Annotated in this window: 13 protein-coding genes; 7 read left to right on the top strand and 6 right to left on the bottom strand. The window is 58.1% G+C overall.

Translation table 11 applies throughout. The features are described from left to right. Positions 1–149 precede the first annotated feature (149 nt). Positions 150–1,430 carry an MgtC/SapB family protein gene (locus ACTZWX_RS15795; RefSeq protein ID WP_444714734.1) on the top strand — a complete coding sequence of 427 codons (1,281 nt, stop codon included), beginning with the start codon at positions 150–152 and terminating at the stop codon, positions 1,428–1,430. Here the strand turns inward: ACTZWX_RS15795 and alkB are convergent. Then, complete coding sequence (gene alkB / locus ACTZWX_RS15790; protein WP_444714733.1) at positions 1,389–2,084, bottom strand: DNA oxidative demethylase AlkB; 696 nt, start codon at positions 2,082–2,084, stop codon at positions 1,389–1,391. The two genes, ACTZWX_RS15795 and alkB, sit on opposite strands and share 42 nt — an antisense overlap. Positions 2,085–2,170: 86 nt before the next feature. On the opposite strand from alkB, the gene ACTZWX_RS15785 reads away from it, so the two are divergent. Both ACTZWX_RS15785 and djlA read left to right on the top strand, forming a co-directional pair. Beyond that, positions 2,171–4,972, top strand: a complete 2,802-nt coding sequence (locus ACTZWX_RS15785) for an HD domain-containing phosphohydrolase (protein WP_444714732.1) — start codon at positions 2,171–2,173, stop codon at positions 4,970–4,972. A 50-nt stretch (positions 4,973–5,022) separates the two neighbouring features. Beyond that, positions 5,023–5,805 carry a co-chaperone DjlA gene (gene djlA, locus ACTZWX_RS15780; RefSeq protein WP_444714731.1) on the top strand — a complete coding sequence of 261 codons (783 nt, stop codon included), beginning with the start codon at positions 5,023–5,025 and terminating at the stop codon, positions 5,803–5,805. A 9-nt stretch (positions 5,806–5,814) separates the two neighbouring features. Here the strand turns inward: djlA and ACTZWX_RS15775 are convergent, their stop codons facing one another. Next, a complete protein-coding gene (locus ACTZWX_RS15775) occupies positions 5,815–6,423 on the bottom strand; it encodes a methyltransferase family protein (RefSeq protein ID WP_444714730.1) in 609 nt (202 codons plus the stop codon). Positions 6,424–6,607: 184 nt separating this feature from the next. On the opposite strand from ACTZWX_RS15775, the gene ACTZWX_RS15770 reads away from it, so the two are divergent. Then, entirely contained in the window at positions 6,608–8,074 is a 1,467-nt protein-coding gene (locus ACTZWX_RS15770) for an amidase (protein ID WP_444714729.1), read from the top strand. Here the strand turns inward: ACTZWX_RS15770 and ACTZWX_RS15765 are convergent. Together ACTZWX_RS15765 and ACTZWX_RS15760 are read right to left on the bottom strand one after the other, a co-directional pair. Then, the gene (locus ACTZWX_RS15765; RefSeq protein ID WP_444714728.1) at positions 8,044–9,912 is read right to left on the bottom strand and encodes a sensor domain-containing diguanylate cyclase; all 1,869 of its coding nucleotides are present in this window, start codon (positions 9,910–9,912) and stop codon (positions 8,044–8,046) included. The two genes, ACTZWX_RS15770 and ACTZWX_RS15765, sit on opposite strands and share 31 nt — an antisense overlap. A gap of 164 nt (positions 9,913–10,076) precedes the next feature. Further along, on the bottom strand, positions 10,077–10,793 hold the full coding sequence (locus ACTZWX_RS15760; RefSeq protein WP_444714727.1) for a pseudouridine synthase: 717 nt from the start codon (positions 10,791–10,793) through the stop codon (positions 10,077–10,079). A 167-nt stretch (positions 10,794–10,960) separates the two neighbouring features. Here ACTZWX_RS15760 and ACTZWX_RS15755 point away from each other — a divergent pair, with 167 nt between their 5' ends. After that, positions 10,961–12,586 carry a methyl-accepting chemotaxis protein gene (locus ACTZWX_RS15755; protein WP_444714726.1) on the top strand — a complete coding sequence of 542 codons (1,626 nt, stop codon included), beginning with the start codon at positions 10,961–10,963 and terminating at the stop codon, positions 12,584–12,586. Here the strand turns inward: ACTZWX_RS15755 and ACTZWX_RS15750 are convergent. Continuing rightward, on the bottom strand, positions 12,583–15,666 hold the full coding sequence (locus tag ACTZWX_RS15750; protein WP_444714725.1) for an efflux RND transporter permease subunit: 3,084 nt from the start codon (positions 15,664–15,666) through the stop codon (positions 12,583–12,585). The two genes, ACTZWX_RS15755 and ACTZWX_RS15750, sit on opposite strands and share 4 nt — an antisense overlap. A gap of 5 nt (positions 15,667–15,671) precedes the next feature. After that, on the bottom strand, positions 15,672–16,754 hold the full coding sequence (locus ACTZWX_RS15745) for an efflux RND transporter periplasmic adaptor subunit (RefSeq protein ID WP_444714724.1): 1,083 nt from the start codon (positions 16,752–16,754) through the stop codon (positions 15,672–15,674). Positions 16,755–17,095: 341 nt separating this feature from the next. On the opposite strand from ACTZWX_RS15745, the gene ilvG reads away from it, so the two are divergent. Beyond that, a complete protein-coding gene (gene ilvG / locus ACTZWX_RS15740; RefSeq protein WP_444714723.1) occupies positions 17,096–18,793 on the top strand; it encodes an acetolactate synthase 2 catalytic subunit in 1,698 nt (565 codons plus the stop codon). After that, positions 18,790–19,071 (top strand): ACT domain-containing protein, encoded by a 282-nt coding sequence (locus tag ACTZWX_RS15735; RefSeq protein ID WP_444714722.1) that lies wholly within the window; start codon positions 18,790–18,792, stop codon positions 19,069–19,071. The genes ilvG and ACTZWX_RS15735 overlap by 4 nt, the downstream gene beginning before the upstream one ends. Positions 19,072–19,142 lie beyond the last annotated feature (71 nt).

Here is a 19,142-nt window from a genome sequence, read left to right as displayed (position 1 = left end):
AGACTACTGTCGAATCGGGGCGGCGAAGCTTACCAGAAGCGGCCCTGAAAAGTAAGGTAAGACTTTTTACCGCACCAAAGAGATGCATCAGCGCCTGCCAATTGCCTAGAATAGGTGTCCGATACCTTCAAACCCTGGGATTTTTACCTGTGGACGATGTGGCAGACCTGTTTATCGCGGCAAACCAGACCACCATTAACCTCACCATCGCCCTATTGCTAGGCGCCATCATAGGCATCGAACGGGGCTGGGATGCCCGGGAACAGAAATCAGGAGAGCGCATCGCCGGTATTCGTACCTTTGCCCTGATTGGCCTGTTGGGAGGTATCTCTGCAGTGCTGGCCCTGGAGATCACGGTCTGGGCTTTTCCGGTGATGCTGGTCAGCGTGGCGGCCATTGGCCTGGTGGCCTACAGCGAAAGGCTGGAGCACATTCGCAACTTCAGCATCACCGGTATGGTAGGCATGTTGCTGACCTTCTGTTTCGGCGCCATCGCGGTGGCCGTAGACCCGGTCATGGCAACTGCAGCAGCAGTGATAACCGCCATCATTCTCGATAATAAGGAAGAAATTCACGGCTGGGTGCAAAAGCTGCAGGCCCATGAGCTGGATGCGGCTCTCAAGCTGCTTCTGATTTCCGTGGTAATGCTGCCATTATTGCCCAACACCACCATGGGCCCAGGTGGAGTCCTCAATCCCAGGGAAATCTGGTGGATGGTTGTGTTGATTGCCTCCATCTCTTTCGTCGGTTACTTCGCCATCCGGGTCGCCGGTGCCCGCAAGGGCATATTGTTTACCAGTCTGTTCGCCGGCCTCAGTTCATCTACCGCCCTGACCCTGCACTTTTCCAGGCAGGCCTCGAAAAATCCGGACTTCAACCCTCAGTTCGCCGCCGGCATTCTGATTGCCTGCGGCACCATGTTCCCACGTATCCTGGTGTACTGCCTGATCATCAATACAGCGCTTCTGCCCAGCCTGATATGGCCCGTCGCGGTGATGACCATGCTGCTTTATGGCCCGGCCCTGTTGATCTGGACGCGACACTCACGCCAGTTCCAGGTCAGCCAGCCAAGCCTGAGCCAGAACCCGCTGGACCTTTCTTCAGCCCTGGTGTTCGGCCTGCTGCTAACCGCCATCCTGGTGCTGGGTGAGTTTCTCAAGAACAGCTTCGGTGACGCCGGCATCTATGCCTTGGCCGCTACTTCCGGTGTGGCCGATGTCGATGCCATCACCCTCTCCCTGACACGTATGTCTAATGATGGCCTGGGAATGAATACGGCCGTGCTCGGCATTGTCATCGCGGCCGCAGTAAACAATCTGGTGAAATCCGGCATGGCGTGGACGATAGGCAACCGGCGAACCGGTTTACTGGTGGCAGGCCCCATGGTGTTATCCCTTGCCGCCGGGCTGTTGATCGCCTGGCTGCAGTGACATTCGGCCGGCCCGACGAAAGGTCAGATTGTAACGGCAAGAGCCCGTCAAAGGGTGGTGGCCCGCTTTGAGCGTCAGCACGCCGTGATAGAACAACCGGGCAGGCCCTCCCCAAACCACCACATCGCCGTGCTCCAACGGGATTTTCACAGGTTTGTCTGAGCGTCTTGGGCCGCCAAACTGGAAGGTTATTGGCAAACCGAGGGAAACGGAGACAATGGGCCAGGAGAATTCCTGCTCGTCTTTGTCCTGGTGTAACCCCATGCGGGCACCGCGCTGATAACGGTTGATCAGGCAGGCATCCGGCACAAACCCCCGATACCCCGCTGCCTCGGCGGCGTTCCGCGCCAGCTCTTTAAAAGACTCAGGGATCTCAGGCCAGAGCAGACCAGATTCCGGATCGGTGGACTGGTACCTGTAACCCGACCGGTCGGTCACCCAGCCCAGTTCGCCGGCGCAGGTCATGGCGGCCGACATGCTGTGGCCACCCGGCGTTACCATGTGCCGAAACGGTGCTTTGCTGGCCACCTCTCCGATGGCTTGCATCAGATCCGGGGCCGTATTCCGGGCAAACCGGCGCAATACCACAACGCCCTCACCCACCGGTTCCTGCCATGGTTCACCATCACTGAAATCAAACAGATCTGTTGTCATAACCTGATCATTTTCATCAACATTCAAAACACCTCGGCGGTCAGGGTCTACACTTAGAATACCTGTTTTCCATTTAAGGCTCGCCCATGCTGCCGAACCGCCAGACCGCACAGGTTTCGCTCGCTTTTCTGATCGCGTCCGCCATAACCCTGGGCATGCTCATGCTCACCCTGGTGCTGGTGGGCCAGAGTTTCAGAGGCATGGAGCAGGCCAAACTAACGGCGGCAGAGGCCACGGCACGGCAACTGGCCACCAGCGTGGATGACCGTATCAACGCCATTACCCAGCCGCCCTCCACCGCCCTGGCAGTGCTCCGACATGACCCGTTAACGGGCGCAACCAACCTGGATGAACGGCTGGACCGACTGCCAGTGCTGGCCGATATTCTGTCCAGCAGCCCCATCGTCAGTGCTATTTACGCCGGTTTTGGTGACGGCGATTTCTTTCTCTTCCGCACCTTGAGCAGTTCGGGGGCCGTGCAGTTTCCGGATGCTCCCACTGGCAGTCACTTCCTGTTGCAAAGCCTCGAACGGGAAGATGAGCAACGGGTTGGGATATGGCGTTTCTACGATCAGGGTCTAAACCTGATCGAGCATCGGGTGCTGGAAAGTTATGACTACGATCCCCGCCAACGCCCATGGTATCAGGCAGCCCAGAGCGTCAGCGAACTGCAGCTATCCGCCCCATACGTCTTCTTCACCACTCAGGAAACCGGGCTGACACTGTCGCAGCGGGCCCATGCGCAGCCTTCCACGGTGCTCGGCATTGACGTCACGGTGACCGATCTCGGCGCCCAGCTCTCGCAACTGCGCCAGACACCCGGTAGCCAACTGGCCATAACCAATGATCGTGGACAGTTGCTGGCCAGTTCAGAGTTTGAGGACGAGGCCGGTGCCGTTATCCAAACCGCCCGGCTTCAGCAGAAGGAGAAGGGCGTCGGTGGCTTTTCCGCAGAAGGGCGCGACTGGTACGGTGTTGCCGTGGCACTGGACGCCCTGCCGAATGAGTCGCTGTCGATAGTTATTGCCATTCCCTCGGATGAATTGCTTGCAGAAGTCTGGGCAGCACTGGCCAGGCAAACCCTCATTGCCGGCGCCATCGCCCTGCTGTTGCTGGTCATCGGCTGGTTTCTGGGGCGCCAGGTGGGCAAGCCGCTGGAGCAACTGACAGACAGAGTCAGCCAGCTGTCACGCTTCCGTTTCGACACCAAGGTTCGTTCCGAGTCTCACATCCGTGAGGCGTCGCAGTTGGGCATTGCGCTGGACGAGATGGCCCATACCATCCGCAGCTTCCAGAACATTTCCACCGTACTGAACCGCGGCCAGGACCTGAACCAGCTGCTGCAGGATATTCTCGAGCAGATCGTCAGTATCGTGGGCCAGAAACGCGGTGCGATCTACCTGTTCAACATTCACGATCAAAAACTCGAACTGACCGTGAATGGCGGCCTTGAAATACCCAGTGCACTCAGGTCTATCCCCCCTGCCGCCGATGACAACGAACTGATCCGTATTCTGCGCAGCCACATTCCGGGCCACTCAGTGTTTGCCATTCTCCGCAACCGCCGCCGCAAACTGATTGGCGTGTTGATTATCGAGATCGAGCACGGAGACAAAACAGAACTGAGCGATGACCTGATCCAGTTTGTTGACGAGATTGCCGGTTCTGCCGCCGTTGCCATCGAAACCCGTGAGCTGATCGAAAGCCAGCAGGCCCTGCTGGACGGCATCATTCAACTGGTGGCCAACGCCATCGACGCCAAATCACCTTACACCGGAGGCCACTGTGAGCGGGTGCCCAAGCTGGCACAGATGCTGGCTGATCAGGCTGAGTCCGCCAGCGACGGCCCGTTTGCCCGCTTCAGGATGACCGAAGACGAACGTTATGAATTCCGACTGGCAGCTTGGCTACACGACTGCGGCAAGATTACCAGCCCGGAATATGTGGTTGATAAGGCAGTCAAGCTAGAAACCATTCACAACCGGATACATGAAATCCGCACCCGTTTTGAGGTTCTACACCGGGATGCCGAAATCCACTACCTGCGGGCATGCCTGGCCGGCGACAATGAGAATCAGGCCAGACAACAACGGGATCAATTGCACCAGGTCCTGCAGGAAGAATTTTCCTTTCTGGCCCAGGTTAATCAGGGCAGCGAATCCATGTCAGATGAAGACGTGGCGCACATTCGCGAGATTGGCAACCGCACCTGGCTGCGAAACTTCAATGATCGCCTGGGTTTGTCCGACGACGAACAGCAGGCTCTTGAACAACAGCCGGCACCCGAGCTGCCAGTAATGGAAACGCTGTTGACAGACAAACCAGGCCACTTGCGCAGCTGGGGCGACAATATTCCCCCGGTGCGCAAAGACGACCCCCGTAACCGCTGGGGTTTCGATATGAAGTTGCCGGAACACGCCTACAATCGGGGGGAACTGCACAACCTCACGGTGCGTTATGGCACCCTGACTGAGGAAGAGCGATTCAAGATCAACGAGCATATAGTGCAGACCATCTGCATGCTGGATGCGCTGCCACTGCCCGATCGATTGGCCAACGTGCCGAGGCTCGCCGGCACCCATCACGAGCGAATAGACGGCACAGGCTATCCATGCCGCCTGTCGGGCCAGGACATGACGGTTCCAGAAAAAATAATGGCCATTGCCGATGTATTTGAAGCACTCACCGCCGTCGACCGCCCCTACAAACGGGGTAAAACCCTCTCTGAATCCCTGGCGCTGATGGCCGGTATGGTGGACAAGGGGCATCTGGACAAAGACACCTTCAACCTGTTTTTGCAGTCCCGCATCTGGCTAACCTACGCACAACAGCACCTGCGGCCGGAACAGATTGATTCGGTGGATGAAAGCCAGTTCATGAAGCTCTGACCAAAAACACGTATATTCTACAGACTGATTTACTCTCAAAGGATGTCTGAATGCTGTTCGCAATGATTTTTGGAGGCCTGATCGGTTATGCCTTTGGCCGGTTTCCGGGATTTCTGGTGGGGGCTGCCATTGGCGCATTCCTTTTCCAGCGGATGAAGAGCCGGCTGATAGGCAAGATTCAGAGCCTGCAAAACAACTTCGTTGAATCCGTGTTTGCCGTCATGGGCGCCCTGTGCAAGGCCGACGGCGTGGTGACCCGGGACGAGATTAAACTGGCGGAGGCGATGTTTGAACGGTTTCGTTTGAACGAAGAGCAAAAAGCCATCGCCCGGGACGCCTTCAACCGTGGCAAGCAACCGGATTTCGACCTGGACGCGGAGCTCAACCGCTTTTTGCAGAACTCCGGCCGCCAGCCCGCCTTTCTGCAGATGTTCCTGCAAGTTCAGGTGTCTGCGGTGGCCGCAGATGGCCAGGTACACCCGGCCGAGCACGAGATGCTGGTACGTATTGCCAGGGGCCTTGGCCTGCCAGAAAGCCAGGTAGACCAACTGGAGGCCATGCTGCGCGGCGCCCATGCCGGGCATGCCGGCGGCAGCCCGAACTACTCCTCGGGGCAGCAGATTGAGGACGCCTACAAGGTATTGGGGGTATCCGCCTCTGCCTCCGATGCAGAGATCAAACGCGCTTACCGCAAGCTGATGAGTGAGAACCACCCGGATAAACTGGCCGGGCGCGGCATGCCCGAGAGCATGCGGGAGATGGCGGAAGAGCGCACTCGTGAAATCAGCCACGCCTACGATGTGATCAAAGACGCACGAAAACAGGCATCCTGACGACAGACGTCAGAACCAGCGGGGCACCCTTGCCCGGTAAACCTCATAGTCCTGGCCAAAACGCTGAGCCAGGGCTTTTTCTTCCTCTTTTGCCTGGCGGGTAATCACCAGCACACCCGCCACCAGGCAAACCAGCGAAAACGCACTGGGCAATGCCAGAAAAAAACCCAACTGCCCGGTCATAACCGCCAGAAACAACGGATTTCGGGAACGACTGTAAGGGCCTTGAGTCAGTAGCCTGGCATTATCTGCAGAGGGTGCGATACCAGAGCGCCAGTCTTCGTGCATATACGCCTGCAGGTAGTTCACCGCCGTAAACGATGCCAGCAGTAACACCGCACCGGCCAACAGGACCGGCCAGTGATACAGCCAGGCAAATACCCCGAGCCAGTCATCCAGGTCGACAAAAATCCGTGCCAGACACACCAGAAGAATCGCTGCCCGAAAGACATTGAAGATATGGCGATGCCACCAGGTCGCTTTGCCCCGGGCACCGTAATGAATGTGGCTGAACCCCATACGGGCGTATAAGCCCAGTGTTCTGGCGGAGAACTGCAAGCCAATCATCAGAAAAAAGATGCCGAGAAACGTTCGGACAGCGGGTTCAATCAGATCCATCTATGCATTCTGGTTCAACAGGTTGGCCATCAGCTTACTGTCTGATTCCGGTTATTGAAAGTGATCAGAATCAATCACCCGTTCGCGGGTTTTAACGGAGCATGTGATGGGATACCCAAAATGACATACCATCACGTTTTAAGGTGAGTTATCGTTAGACGATCTGATCAGTCTGGAGTACACCATGCAGTCCGAGCACCAAGGTCCGTTCCATTGTTTTCGTGATGATGCCGTGGGCGAAGATGACGCAACCGCACTGGCGGCGCGCATTCGTGCAGGTGAAGTGTCAGCGCTGGACGTCACGAAAGCCGCCATTGAACGGGCCGAAATGGCACAGCCAGTGATCAACGGACTGGTTGCCACGGATTACGACCGAAGCCTCTCGCTTGCTCGCAGCCTCGCAAAGCCTGAGGCCCCGTTTGCCGGTGTACCCACGTTCATCAAAGACAACACCGACGTTCAGGGCCTGCCAACACGCCATGGCTCGGCGGCCGTGCCCAGCAATACCGCCAGCAAGACCAGCCCGTTCGCTGAGCAGATGCTGGCACAGGGCTACCTGTGTCTGGGCAAGAGTACGCTGCCGGAGTTCGGCTTCAATGCCACCACCGAGCCGGCCCATGGCGCCGCCACCCGTAACCCCTGGAATCTGCGATATTCCTCCGGCGCCTCCTCAGGTGGCGCTGCGGCTCTGGTGGCCGCCGGCGTTGTGCCTGTGGCCCATGCCAACGATGGTGGCGGATCGATCCGAATCCCGGCAGCCTGCTGTGGGCTGATAGGGCTAAAACCCACCCGGGGCCGTGTGGTGGATAACGAGGCCGCCAAAACCTTGCCCATCAATATTGTCAGTGACGGAGTAGTCACCCGCTCTGTACGGGATTCCGCAGGCTTCATTGCAGCCGCGGACGAGTATTTACGCAACCCGGCCCTTCCCCGGGTGGGCCATGTGCAGGGTCCGTCTGGCAAGCAGCTGAGGATCGGAGTGGTTCTGGACTCGGTGACCGGCCACAAGACAGATCCGAAAACCCGCAAAACCGTGGAGACCACCGCCCGCTATCTCGAGAAACTCGGGCATATCATCGAGCCGATGAATGCTCCCATTCCAGCGTCTTTTCCGGACGACTTTGCACTGTACTGGGGATTGCTGGCCTTCGGCGTTAAACTGCAGGGGCGCAAGTTGATGCACCCTCAGTTCGATAAGCGGCAAGTTGACGGGCTGACCAACGGACTGGAGAAAATGTTCCGGAAGAAACTCTGGAAATTGCCTGCGGCGCTCTGGCGGCTCAAGCGCTCGCAGCAGGACTATGCGCGGCATATGTCCCAATACGATGCCGTGCTGACCCCGGTACTCGGCCAGACGACACCGCCACTGGGGCACCTGAGCCCGACAGTACCGTTTGACCAGCTGTTTGATAGGCTGACCCGATACGTCTGTTTCACTCCGTTAGCCAACACCACCGGGGCACCGGCCATCTCCGTACCCATGGCACTCACAGACGCGGGCCTGCCCGTTTCCGTTCAGTTCATGGCTCGACACGGTGATGAGCGCACCCTGCTGGAACTGGCTTACGCGCTTGAAGCCGACCATCCGCTACCCCTCATCTCACGCCTGGGCGATAATCGCTACGCGGGTGATGTGGCACTGATGGCCTGACCCTGATGCCGGTTGGCCACTACACGATTACGCCCCTGCCCCTTGGCCTCATAGAGCGCCTCGTCTGCGCAGGAAAAGATTTCCTTGGTGGCGTCGGCACGGGCCGGTGACACACTGCACACGCCAATACTGACGGTCAGGTGGAGCATTTCACCGGACACCCGGAAGGCGGTCTTCTCGATTTCCTTCCGAATCCGCTCTGCTACGCGCTCGGCACCATCTCCGGGAGTATCCGGCAGCAGTACCACAAACTCTTCACCGCCATAGCGGGCAGCGAGATCCTGGGGGCGCGTCACGTGGCGCTTGATACACTGGGCCACCATTTTCAGACAATCGTCGCCGACCAGATGGCCGTAGGTATCGTTGAATTTCTTGAAATGGTCGATATCCAGCACCAGCAGTGACACCACTTCCTCAAACCGGTAAGCATGTACCACGGACGACTGGAAGGCCTTGTCGAAATGCCCGCGATTTTTCAGGCCCGTTAGCGGGTCTGTGGCATTCAATTCCAGCAACTGCTCGTTCAGGGTTTCCAGATCACGGGTACGTTCCTGCACCCGCTCCTCCAGCATGGCATTGGCCTCCTGCTGCACCCGCAGCGACTTTTCCTGGGCCAGGCGAGCCTTGCGTTCTTCACGCAGGAGCCTCTGCTGGGCAGCAAATGAACGCTTCTTCTCCCGGTTCAGGCGATCTGCCAGGGCCAGTGAGAGCAGGATTACACCGAGTGCCGAGCCCACCTGTGTGGCATTCTCTGTCAACAGGTTACGCGGCAGGAAGGTGAACTTGTTCAGGGCCAGTACAATTCCCCCAGACAGCATGAACACCCAGGCAACGGTGTAATAGCGAGCCGCCGGATCTTTCTTGATCCAACGCATCACACTAAGCACCAGCATGGTCGAACAGCCCACCGCAGCGATCAGAATGGTGGGCAGAATCATGTGCTTGTAGGGAATAAACAGACCTGCCCCAGCCATCAGGCCCGCGGCCTTGATCATCGCCATGGTCCACCGGTTCAGCAACGGGTGATTCTCACGGGTGACGCTGATAAAGCGGATACTGAAGGCCCCACCAAAGACAATCACCAGATTCAGAAACACAATGATGGACTGATCGTTCCACCAGGTGCCCTCCGGCCAAAGGTACTGGAAGCCAACCCCGTGCAGACTGGCCAGAAACAGGGGCATGGTGGTGATGTAGCCAACGTAGTAGAGAAAACTGCGCTCGCCCACGGCCATGAACACAAACAGGTTGTACAGGATCATCACCAGAACAATGCCGTAGTAGATACCTTCCAGCATACTGCGGCCCTGGTCTGCAGCATAAAACGCATCCCGCTCCCAGAGTGTCAGCGGCACCTGCATGGAGCTGGTGGTGTTCACACGAAGGTACACGGTAACCGTCTCGTTGGCTGGCAACAGCAAAGGCACAACAAAATGACGGTGGTGGATGGGCCGGTCGTAGAACGGCCGCTTGTCGCCCAGCAGCAGAGGTTCCTGGGCGTCAGGCAGGTAGACTTCGATATGGTCCAAGACCGGGTAACCAATTTCCATGAAATTGACGGCTTCCACTCCGGTAACGTTGGTCACTCGGAAACGGAACCAGTACACATCATCGCTATAGCCGAAGTTCGCACTTTCGTCGCCACCGGCGGTCCAGGATTCATCTGGTAACTGAGTGACCTCCGAGAAGGAGGTTCGCTCGTTTTCCAACCAGTAATCGACATGGGGCGCCAGTTCCAGTCGTTTCGAGTGCTTGTCCCAGGTTGCCGGCTCTGCCAACACTGACGATGGCAGCAGAAGACTGAGGGCAAGAATGAGCAGTAACGAGAGTCTTGGCACAGCGGGCCTCGGGTATAAGCATTTAGTGTAGTTATGTGCTTATCAACGAGTATGCACCAAGCTTGGGCGCGGCGCCTGCCACTACTACCAATCGACGCAAAATGACAAAAAAAGATACACAATGGTTATTAATCAAACACTTTTAGCCAATTGTTAAACGAGGCCTAAGAAAACACTTCAAGCACCCGGAGAAAGCTCTCTTCCGGCTCGGATACCAGTGTCAGCTCTTCGCCGGAGACCGGGTGCAACAACGACAGCCGGGTAGCCGCCAGCATCAACCGGCCCTCGCCAAACCGTTCAGCAAAATACCGGTTATGGCGCCCCCGGCCATGGTTGGCGTCGCCAATGATGGGATGATTGATGTGCTTCATATGGCGGCGTAGCTGATGCTTTCGGCCGGTTTTCGGGTACAGCTCAACCAGGCTGTACCGGCTGGAGGGGTAGCGTTCAATGGCCACCGGAATCTCAGTAGTCGCCAGCCTTCGGAAGTGAGTGAGCGCTTCCCGCACAGGCTGTTCAGTTCCACGTAAACGCCGGTCTTCCGGCTCATCTTTCAGCGGGTGATCAATCACCCCAGATTCTGGCGCCCAGCCTCGGACCATGGCCAGATAAGTCTTCTCCACCTCGCCCGCCATCATGGCCTGGCCAACTGCGCGGGCAGTGTCCGGATCTCTGGCAAACAGCAAAACACCGGATGTGGGCCGATCCAGGCGATGCACCGGGTACACATGCTCGCCGCCATTCAGCGCACGGGCGTATTGCAGGGCAAACTCGGTTTCGTGTTTGTCGATAGGGCTTCGGTGCACCAGCAAGCCTGCCGGCTTGTGAACCGCCAGCAGTTGTGCGTCTTGGTAGAGAACAGTCAGCGGATTAGGTGTCATCATATTGCAACAAAAAGTTCACATTCTTTTCGGCATGAAAGTCTCATGTTCCAACTCAACCAGCCGATTTAGTATATAGATGACAACAACATATATAGCGCCACAATCATAAAAACGCCGCAACGAATGATCTGGAACAAGCCAACACCGAAACCGGAACCTAAACCATGAACTGGTATTCAAAAAGTATGCTGGGCCGTGTCCTGGTCATCATACTGGCGACGAACCTGACGGTTGCTGCCGTGGCGATGGTGTACCTTAACTTCTCCCTGAAAGTCAAAGATGATTTCAATGAACTGGTAAGCAGCAAAATGGTCAGGGCTCTCGAGGCCCAGGACATACTCTCAGATTTCAAAACCCAGGTTCAGGAGTGGAAGAACGTGCTGATCCGGGGGTCGGATGCAGATCAGCTCGAAAAGTACTGGCAACAGTTCCTGAAAGAGGAAGCCTCAATCCAGGCGCAGCTTGGTTCCCTGATCCCGGCAGTGGAAGCCGCCAGCGCGAAGTCCTTGCTGACCGACTTTCAACGGGCTCACCAGGAGATGGGGCGCGCCTACAGAAAGGGCTATGAGGCCTTTACTCGCTCAGGTTTTGACGCCAACGCTGGCGATGTCGCCGTGCAGGGTATTGACCGGGAGCCGGCCCGTCTTATCCAGGAGGCGACTCAGAGTATCAGGGAAGATGGGTTGGTCGTGGCCTCTACCCTCAATAAAACGGTAACTGAACGCAGCTGGATCGTGTCCGCACTTTTGATAGCTGCCATTGTCGCTGGAACGATCGTGCTGATCTTCATGCTGGTTACCAGTGTTGTGAGACCGGTGCAGAAACTTACCTCCCAGATAGCACGTCTCGGCAAGGGAGACCTGTCTGACCCGGTGACGATGCAACGTTCTGACGAATTGGGCAAACTGGCGGGCGCCGCCCGGAACCTTCACGGGTTCCTCAACGATACAGGCACCCAGCTTAGCCAGAATGCCGCCCAGCTCAATACGACCGGCGAGTTAATCCGCGCCAATGCTGATAACATCGCCAGCCAGTCCGATCTTGCCCACCAGCGGATCGAACAGATAGCCACTGCCATGAATGAGATGTCTGCGACGGCCGAGGATGTTGCCAGCCACGCCGCATCGGTTGCATCGGAAGTGAGCCAAACCTCGGAAGAGACTGGCACCGCAGATGCCCAAATCAACAAAGCAGTCGAAAGCATGCAAAGGCTGACCAACCAGATTCGCAGCTCGGCAGAGACCGTCAATCAGCTTGCCAACGATGGCAAGAAGGTGAGTGATGTGATGCGGGTCATTCGGGAGATTGCCGACCAGACCAACCTGTTGGCGCTGAACGCTGCGATAGAAGCAGCCCGGGCTGGCGAGGCAGGCAGAGGCTTTGCCGTGGTGGCCGACGAGGTCCGCAACCTAGCCGCCAAAACCCAGGATGCTACCGTCGAAATTGATCAGATCATTGCAGCCATCAGCGGCGCTTCCCGTGATGCCACCGAGTACATGCACGCATCAGAAGTAGTAGCGCAGGAGAGCAACGAAGCCGTCGAAGCGGTTCGCAGTACCCTCGCAGAAATCAACCGCCGGATGGCCAGTATCAGTGATGCCACGACCCAGGTCGCAACGGCAGCAGAACAACAGACCAGCGTATGTGAAGACATCAATCGCAATGTAACCGGCGTGTCAGAGACCTCCGGGGCCATGCATCAGGCCGCAGAGGACAATCTTCGCACCGTGCCGGAACTTGAGGCCATGGCGAGCAAGGCCCGGGAACTGGCTGATCGTATCCGGCACTAGTCGCTTTGAGTGCGACCGGTCAGTCTGGAAAAGGTCTGGCCGGCCTTATCCCCCAACACCAGCAGCGCCGGCGTCAGGAGCAATGTCAGCAGGGTGGCAAAGGCAAGGCCCCCGGCAATGGCGCTGGACAACTGAGTCCACCATTGCGTTGAGGGGGCGCCCAGTCCGAACGACGGCTCCAGCAGGTTGACGTTGACGCCCAGAACCATGGGCATCAGGCCCAGAATGGTGGTAATGGCCGTCAGCAGCACCGGCCGCATACGCAGGCAACCGGTTTCCAAAGCGGCCTCGTAGGCTGCCTTACCGTCTTTCTTCATCTGGTTGAAGGTATCAATCAGGATGATGTTGTTGTTCACTACAATGCCTGCCAGGGCAATGATTCCCATACCCACCATCACCACCCCAAAGGACTGGCCGTTGACCAGCAGTCCCAGCAGCACGCCGGCGGTCGACAGCACAATCGCCGACAGGATCAGGAAAGTCTGGTAGAGAGAGTTAAACTGGGTAACCAGTATCAGCAGCATCAGGCCCACCGCCACCAAAAAGGCTGTGGTCAGGAAGGTGGCCGCCTGTTGCTGGTCTTCATTCTCACCGGCGAAGCGAACGCTTACCCCCTCGGGTGGCTCTGGCATTTCGGCCTGCAGGCTGCGCAAGACCTCATCCATGCGCCGGCCCGGGGCAACGTCGGATTTGATGGTGATGGTGCGTTGGCCGTCTACCCGCACAATGGAGCCGGTTTTATCCCCCGGTTCGAGGCTGACAAATTCCGACAGTGGCACCTGGCCGCGCGGGGTGTGGATGGTCTGGCGTTGCAGGTGGTCCAGCTCCCGCCAGTTGTTTGGTACCCGCACAGCTATATCGACTTCATCCCGAACATCTTCCGGCCGGTAGGTAGCCAGCACCAGACCGTTGGTGACCAGGCGCACGGCACTACCTATACTCAACACGTCGGTACCAAAACGGGCCGCCGCCTCCCGGTCTACCTGCAGGCGCCACTCGATACCCGGCAGACTGCGGTCATCCTCAATATCGGCGAAGCCACCCAATGCGCGCATCTGCCGCTGTAATTCATCCACGTAGCCATCCAGTTCGCCACTGTCCATACTGCTGACCTGAAGCTCAATGGGCTTGCCCTCTGCCGGGCCACCTTCCTGCTTGCGAAACTCCAGCTCGATACCAGGGATGTCCCTGGTTCGTTCCCGAAAATCCTCCAGAATGTCGGTGGCGGTGCGGCGAGTAAACCAATCGTTGAACTGGAACTGCAACACCCCGATGACATCCGGCGCCAACTGGCTGCTGGTTGACAGCATGGAACGCGCATACAGGGCTTTTACTTCCGGCATATTCTGCAGGCGCTGCTCCACCTGGCGCACAATGGCGTCTCGCTCCCACACAGATAGATCACCCCGGGCACGCACCTGCACCTGGGCAGAGTCCGGTTCCACACTCGGGAAAAATTCCACGCCGTGGTTGAAACGGCCATAGGCCGCGTAAATCAGGATAATCACTCCCAACGCACCCAACAGCGTTAACCCCGGGCGGCGCAGCAAGGTGCCAAGGGTACTGCGGTAAATGATCATGAACCGCCCTTCCGTGGCGTCCTGGTGCACACGCCGGCCGCCACTGACACCACCCATCACTGGCAGGAACACCAGCGCCATCGCCAGCGAGGCGATCAGGCAAATCAGCACCGTCATCGGCAGGAACTTCATGAACTCGCCCACAACCCCGGGCCAGAACAACAGGGGCACAAACACGGCGAGCGTTGTGGCGGTTGAAGCTATAACCGGCCAGGCCATTCGCGAGGCGGCTTCTACCCAGGCGGTTTTCACCGGCTGACCATCGCTGAGGTTCCGGTCCGCCAGCTCAGACACCACAATGGCGCCATCCACCAGCATGCCCGCTACCAGAATCAGGCTGAACAGCACCACGATATTGAGGGTAAGCCCCATGCTCCAGATCACCAGAATACCGGTCAGGAAGGCGCCCGGAATGGTCAGGCCCACCAGGAACGCGGAGCGGGGCCCCATGGTGGCAATGACCACAATGATCACCAGCACGATGGCGGTCATCACGTTATTCAGGAGGTCAGACAGAATATCCCGGACTTCATCGGACTGATCCATGATGTAGCGAATGTCCAGAGTGTCTGGCAGCCGTGGTCTGGCCTCGTCGATCAGCGCGCGGATTTTCTCGATGGTTTCAATGATGTTGGCGCCTGAGCGTTTGGACACTTCCAACACCAGTGCCGGCTCGCCATTGATGCGGGCAAAACCGGTAGGGTCTTTAAAGGTACGCTGCAGCATAGCCACATCGCCAAAGGTAACCACCGAATCGCCGTCTACCTTCACCGGCATCGACATCACATCCTCTATGGTCTCGATTACCCCCGGCACTTTCAGGGCCATACGGCCATTACCGGTGTCCAGGGAGCCGGCGGCAACCAGCTGATTGTTGCGCGTGACCAGAGAGGCCAGCTGGTCGAAGTCAATGCCGTAGCTTTCCAGCACCTGGGCATCCACCACGATTTCCAGAAGATCCTCGCGGTCACCACCAATATCGACTTCCAACACTTCGGGAATCGCTTCAATGGCATCCTGCAGGCGACGGGCAATCGTGATGAGTTCACGCTCAGAAAGTGGGCCAGACAAGCCGATCGACAGTACGGGAAACAGGGAGACGTTGATCTCATTTACCCGGGGCTCGTCGGCTTCCTGGGGCAACTTGGTGCGGGCTGTATCCACCTTTTCCCGGACATCCTGCAACGCTTTGTCGGGATTGAAGCCTGCATCAAACTCCAGCATCACCGAGGCGTGACCTTCCGAGGCGTTGCCCCGCATCTCCTTGATGCCCTCCAGGGATCGCAGTTCCTGTTCCATGGGACGCACCAACAGTCGTTCAGCGTCTTCGGGGCTGATGCCCTCCAGGGTCATGGATACATAGATCATGGGTATGGTGACGTCAGGGTTGGATTCCTTGGGAATCGCCTGATAGGCCGCCATGCCGCCCAATAACAGAAACAGGAACAGCAACAAGGTGGTGCGGCTGCGGTCCATGGCCGCCGAAATCAGCGCTCGCATGGCCGTTAACCCCGCCGATCCGAGCGATCAACGGGCTCAACCTGTTCACCCTCGGCCACAAAACCGCCACCACGGGTAATCAGGCGAATCTGCTCCGGCAGGCCAGACACCCAGGCACCGTTGGTGGATACGCTCAACAGCTGGACGTTCCGGAAAACCACAGTGTTGCTGTCATCCACATATTTCACGCCCGGCCGGCCGTCATCGTCCAGGCTCAGAAACGCCGGTGAGATAAAAATCGCATCCTGCTCGGGCAACCGGATGTTCAGGTTGGCCGTGCCCCCAGCCGCGCGTTTTTGTTCGGGATTCTCCACAACAATTTCAACGGCAAAACTGCGGGTTTCGGGGCTTGCCGCGCTGGCAACAAAGCTGACGACACCGGCCAGCCGTGTGCCATCCAGAAGATTAACCTCCACTGCCTGCCCCGGCTGAACATCCTTCACGGTTTGCTGTGGAATTCTGCCGGTGGCTTTGAGCCGGTCAATCTGCACCAGTTCCAGCATCGGCGTACCCACCTGCACAAGATCGCCCTGCTCCACATCTTTGCGGTTAACCACGCCGTCAAACGGGGCCTCGGGCCGAAGGTGCCTGACCGCGAGTTCCGCCGCTGCCAGCTCCGCCCGGGCTGCCGCCAGGTCACTCTGTAGTCTGAGAATATCGGTCTCCGCCGCCAGGTTGTTGGCTCTCAACCGGCGCGCGGCGGCAAGGTCAGCCTCCAGCTTTTGAATGTTGGCGCGCCAGCGCTCTACCACGGCGTCCCGGCCATCAACAGACAGCTGCAACAACTCCTGCCCGGCACGAACGTTCTGCCCCAGCTCTACTTGCATTCGCTCAACCGTGCCGGCTACCCGCGAACCCACCATCACCGAACGCCAGGGCTCAAGCTGGCCCTGCAGTTTCAGAGTTGGTTGGTAACGGGTTGCTTCAAGAGTCTCAATTTCAACCCGAATCCTTTCTGCATCCTGCACCTGTGGCTCATCAGGTGCTTCTTTACTGGCTACCTTTACGTCGCCAGTCGCCATCCAGACAACCAGCAGCACAAGAATCAGAAGTGACAGCCCGAGAGAGCCCAATTTTGCTTTCGTCATGTAACACTCGCCACGGAATCGTTCTTATTGATGGCCCTGACAACCCGCGATAGGCGGGCGAGGCCACATTTCCGGCAATAAACGGTTGCAACCGGATTTAAACGTGGGTTAGATTCTACACAAATTGTTTGAATCAATTCAGAGCAGACTGTCGATTTTATGAATCTCAACGCAGTGGTTGCCTTCGTGAAGCTAGTCCTGGTGGTCGTGGTACCGTCCGGGGGCTTTTGCGTGGACAAGCAGGTGAGATAGCGACAACCTGACAAAGACACCAGAAACCCCCGGCACCGAAAGGTCCCGGGGGTTTCTTTTTTGCGGCAAAGAAAAAGGGAAAAACGACCATGAACGGCGCACAGCACATTCTTGAAGCGTTCCACCGCCATAACATCAACACCGTTTTCGGCTATCCGGGTGGCTGCATCATGCCGCTATACGATGCCCTGGTGGACGATGTGGGTGTGGAGCACGTGCTGTGCCGCCACGAACAGGCGTGCGCCCTGGCGGCCGACGGCTTTGCCCGGGCCAGCGGTGAGATCGGCGTTTGCATCGCCACCTCCGGCCCCGGTGCCACCAACCTGATTACCGGCGTTGCCAATGCCTACATGGATTCCGTTCCCATGCTGGTGATCACCGGGCAGGTTCCATCCGGGCTGATCGGCACCGATGCCTTCCAGGAAACCGACATTCTGGGCATGACCCTGGGCATCGTGAAACACAGCTACCTGGTGGACGACGCCGAGGCGCTGCCGGCCATCATGGAAGAAGCCATTACCCTGGCCCAGAGCGGCCGGCCCGGGCCAGTATGGATAGACATTCCCAAAGACATGCAACTGGCAAAGATCAGTGCACCCGTCGCCACTCCGGCTTTACAGCCCGAAGCCCAGTGCCCGGATATTTCCGAAGCTCTGGCCATGCTTTACTCAGCCAAACGCCCCCTGCTCTACAGTGGCGGCGGCGTGTCCCTGGCCCGCGCCGAGGACAGCTTCCGTACTTTTGCCAACGCGTCAGCCCTGCCCGGGGTTGTGACTCTCAAGGGGATTGGCAACCCCGGCAAAAACCATCCTCACAGCCTCGGCATGCTGGGCATGCACGGCTCACGGGCGGCCAATAAAGCCGTGGATGAGTGCGACCTGCTGTTCGTGGTCGGCGCCCGCCTGGACGACCGGGCCACAGGTAAACTGGATGGCTTCGCGCCCAACGCCCGGATGATTCACATCGACGCCGATGCCGCCGAGATCAACAAACTGAGACCGGCAGACCTGGCCCTGCGGGGTGACCTGAACCGGATATTGCCTGCGTTCACCGAGGCCTTGAAAGCGAAGCCTCTGGCCATTGCAGACTGGCAGAAACAGTGCCGAACCTGGCACACCACCGGCGGCTTCCAGGCCGCGGACAACGAAGAGGCTCTGGCGCCAATCACCGGCCCCGCCTTTATCCGCCAGCTCTCCCGCATTGCACCGGATGACACGGTGATCGCCTGTGACGTTGGCCAGCACCAGATGTGGGTAGCCCAGCACTACGAGTTCGACCACCCGCGCCACCATCTGACCAGTGGCGGCCTGGGCACCATGGGCTTCGGCCTGCCAGCGGCCATCGGCGCCCAGTTTGCGAACCGTCGCGGTACCGTCATCAATGTCACCGGCGACGGCTCGTTCATGATGAACGCCCAGGAGCTGGCCACCATTCGCCGCTATAACCTTCCACTCAAGCTGATCATTCTGGACAACCAGTGCCTGGGCATGGTGCGCCAGCAGCAGGAGCTCTTCTACAACAACCGGGAAAGCCACATCAACCTGGACGACAATCCCGACTTTGTGGCCATGGCGCGGGCGTTTGATATCCCGGCCCTGCATATTGAGCGCACCGATCAGATTCGTCGGGGTATTGAGACGATTCTGGCTTACGACGGGCCCATGTTGCTGCACGTGGCCATCAGCCGGGAGGAGAACGTCTGGCCCATCGTGAAACCCGGGGCCAGCAACCGAGACATGATTGACGAGAACCGTCGCACCACCACCAGCAAGGAGCACGTAGCATGAGCGCGCAAGCACAAACAGCGTTACCGAGTTATACGTTGAACTGTCGGATGAATCAGGAGGCGGCGGCGTTGGAGCGGCTGTGTCAGGTGGTTCGGGTTCGGGGGTTCCAGATTTCGCGTATGTCTATGGAGTCTGCCGATGATCATCTGGACATCGCCCTGACTCTCTCCGGCAGCCGGCCTATTGCGATGTTACGCTCTCAGTTGGAGAAGCTGCATACGGTTGTTGATGTTGCCCTTCAGGAACAGGGGGCGTCCGTTCGCTCCGTTTCTGTCTAGGAGCTGGCTTGGGCTCCTAGCCTGTTGGTTTTGCGGGCGGGTACGCGGGGTGTGTGGTATTTTGCTGGTGA

Origin of the sequence: Marinobacter sp. NSM (assembly GCF_052380025.1) — a bacterium.
GTDB lineage: Bacteria > Pseudomonadota > Gammaproteobacteria > Pseudomonadales > Oleiphilaceae > Marinobacter.
The sequence above is the reverse complement of the archived record's forward strand: the minus strand, read 5'-3'. Positions and strand labels throughout refer to the sequence as shown.

Coding starts and splice junctions, on each gene's coding strand:
- alkB (WP_444714733.1), bottom strand. CDS start 2,084: ATGACAACAGATCTGTTTGATTTCAGTGATGGTGAACCATGGCAGGAA.
- ACTZWX_RS15785 (WP_444714732.1), top strand. CDS start 2,171: ATGCTGCCGAACCGCCAGACCGCACAGGTTTCGCTCGCTTTTCTGATC.
- djlA (WP_444714731.1), top strand. CDS start 5,023: ATGCTGTTCGCAATGATTTTTGGAGGCCTGATCGGTTATGCCTTTGGC.
- ACTZWX_RS15775 (WP_444714730.1), bottom strand. CDS start 6,423: ATGGATCTGATTGAACCCGCTGTCCGAACGTTTCTCGGCATCTTTTTT.
- ACTZWX_RS15770 (WP_444714729.1), top strand. CDS start 6,608: ATGCAGTCCGAGCACCAAGGTCCGTTCCATTGTTTTCGTGATGATGCC.
- ACTZWX_RS15760 (WP_444714727.1), bottom strand. CDS start 10,793: ATGACACCTAATCCGCTGACTGTTCTCTACCAAGACGCACAACTGCTG.
- ACTZWX_RS15755 (WP_444714726.1), top strand. CDS start 10,961: ATGAACTGGTATTCAAAAAGTATGCTGGGCCGTGTCCTGGTCATCATA.
- ACTZWX_RS15750 (WP_444714725.1), bottom strand. CDS start 15,666: ATGCGAGCGCTGATTTCGGCGGCCATGGACCGCAGCCGCACCACCTTG.
- ACTZWX_RS15745 (WP_444714724.1), bottom strand. CDS start 16,754: ATGACGAAAGCAAAATTGGGCTCTCTCGGGCTGTCACTTCTGATTCTT.
- ilvG (WP_444714723.1), top strand. CDS start 17,096: ATGAACGGCGCACAGCACATTCTTGAAGCGTTCCACCGCCATAACATC.
- ACTZWX_RS15735 (WP_444714722.1), top strand. CDS start 18,790: ATGAGCGCGCAAGCACAAACAGCGTTACCGAGTTATACGTTGAACTGT.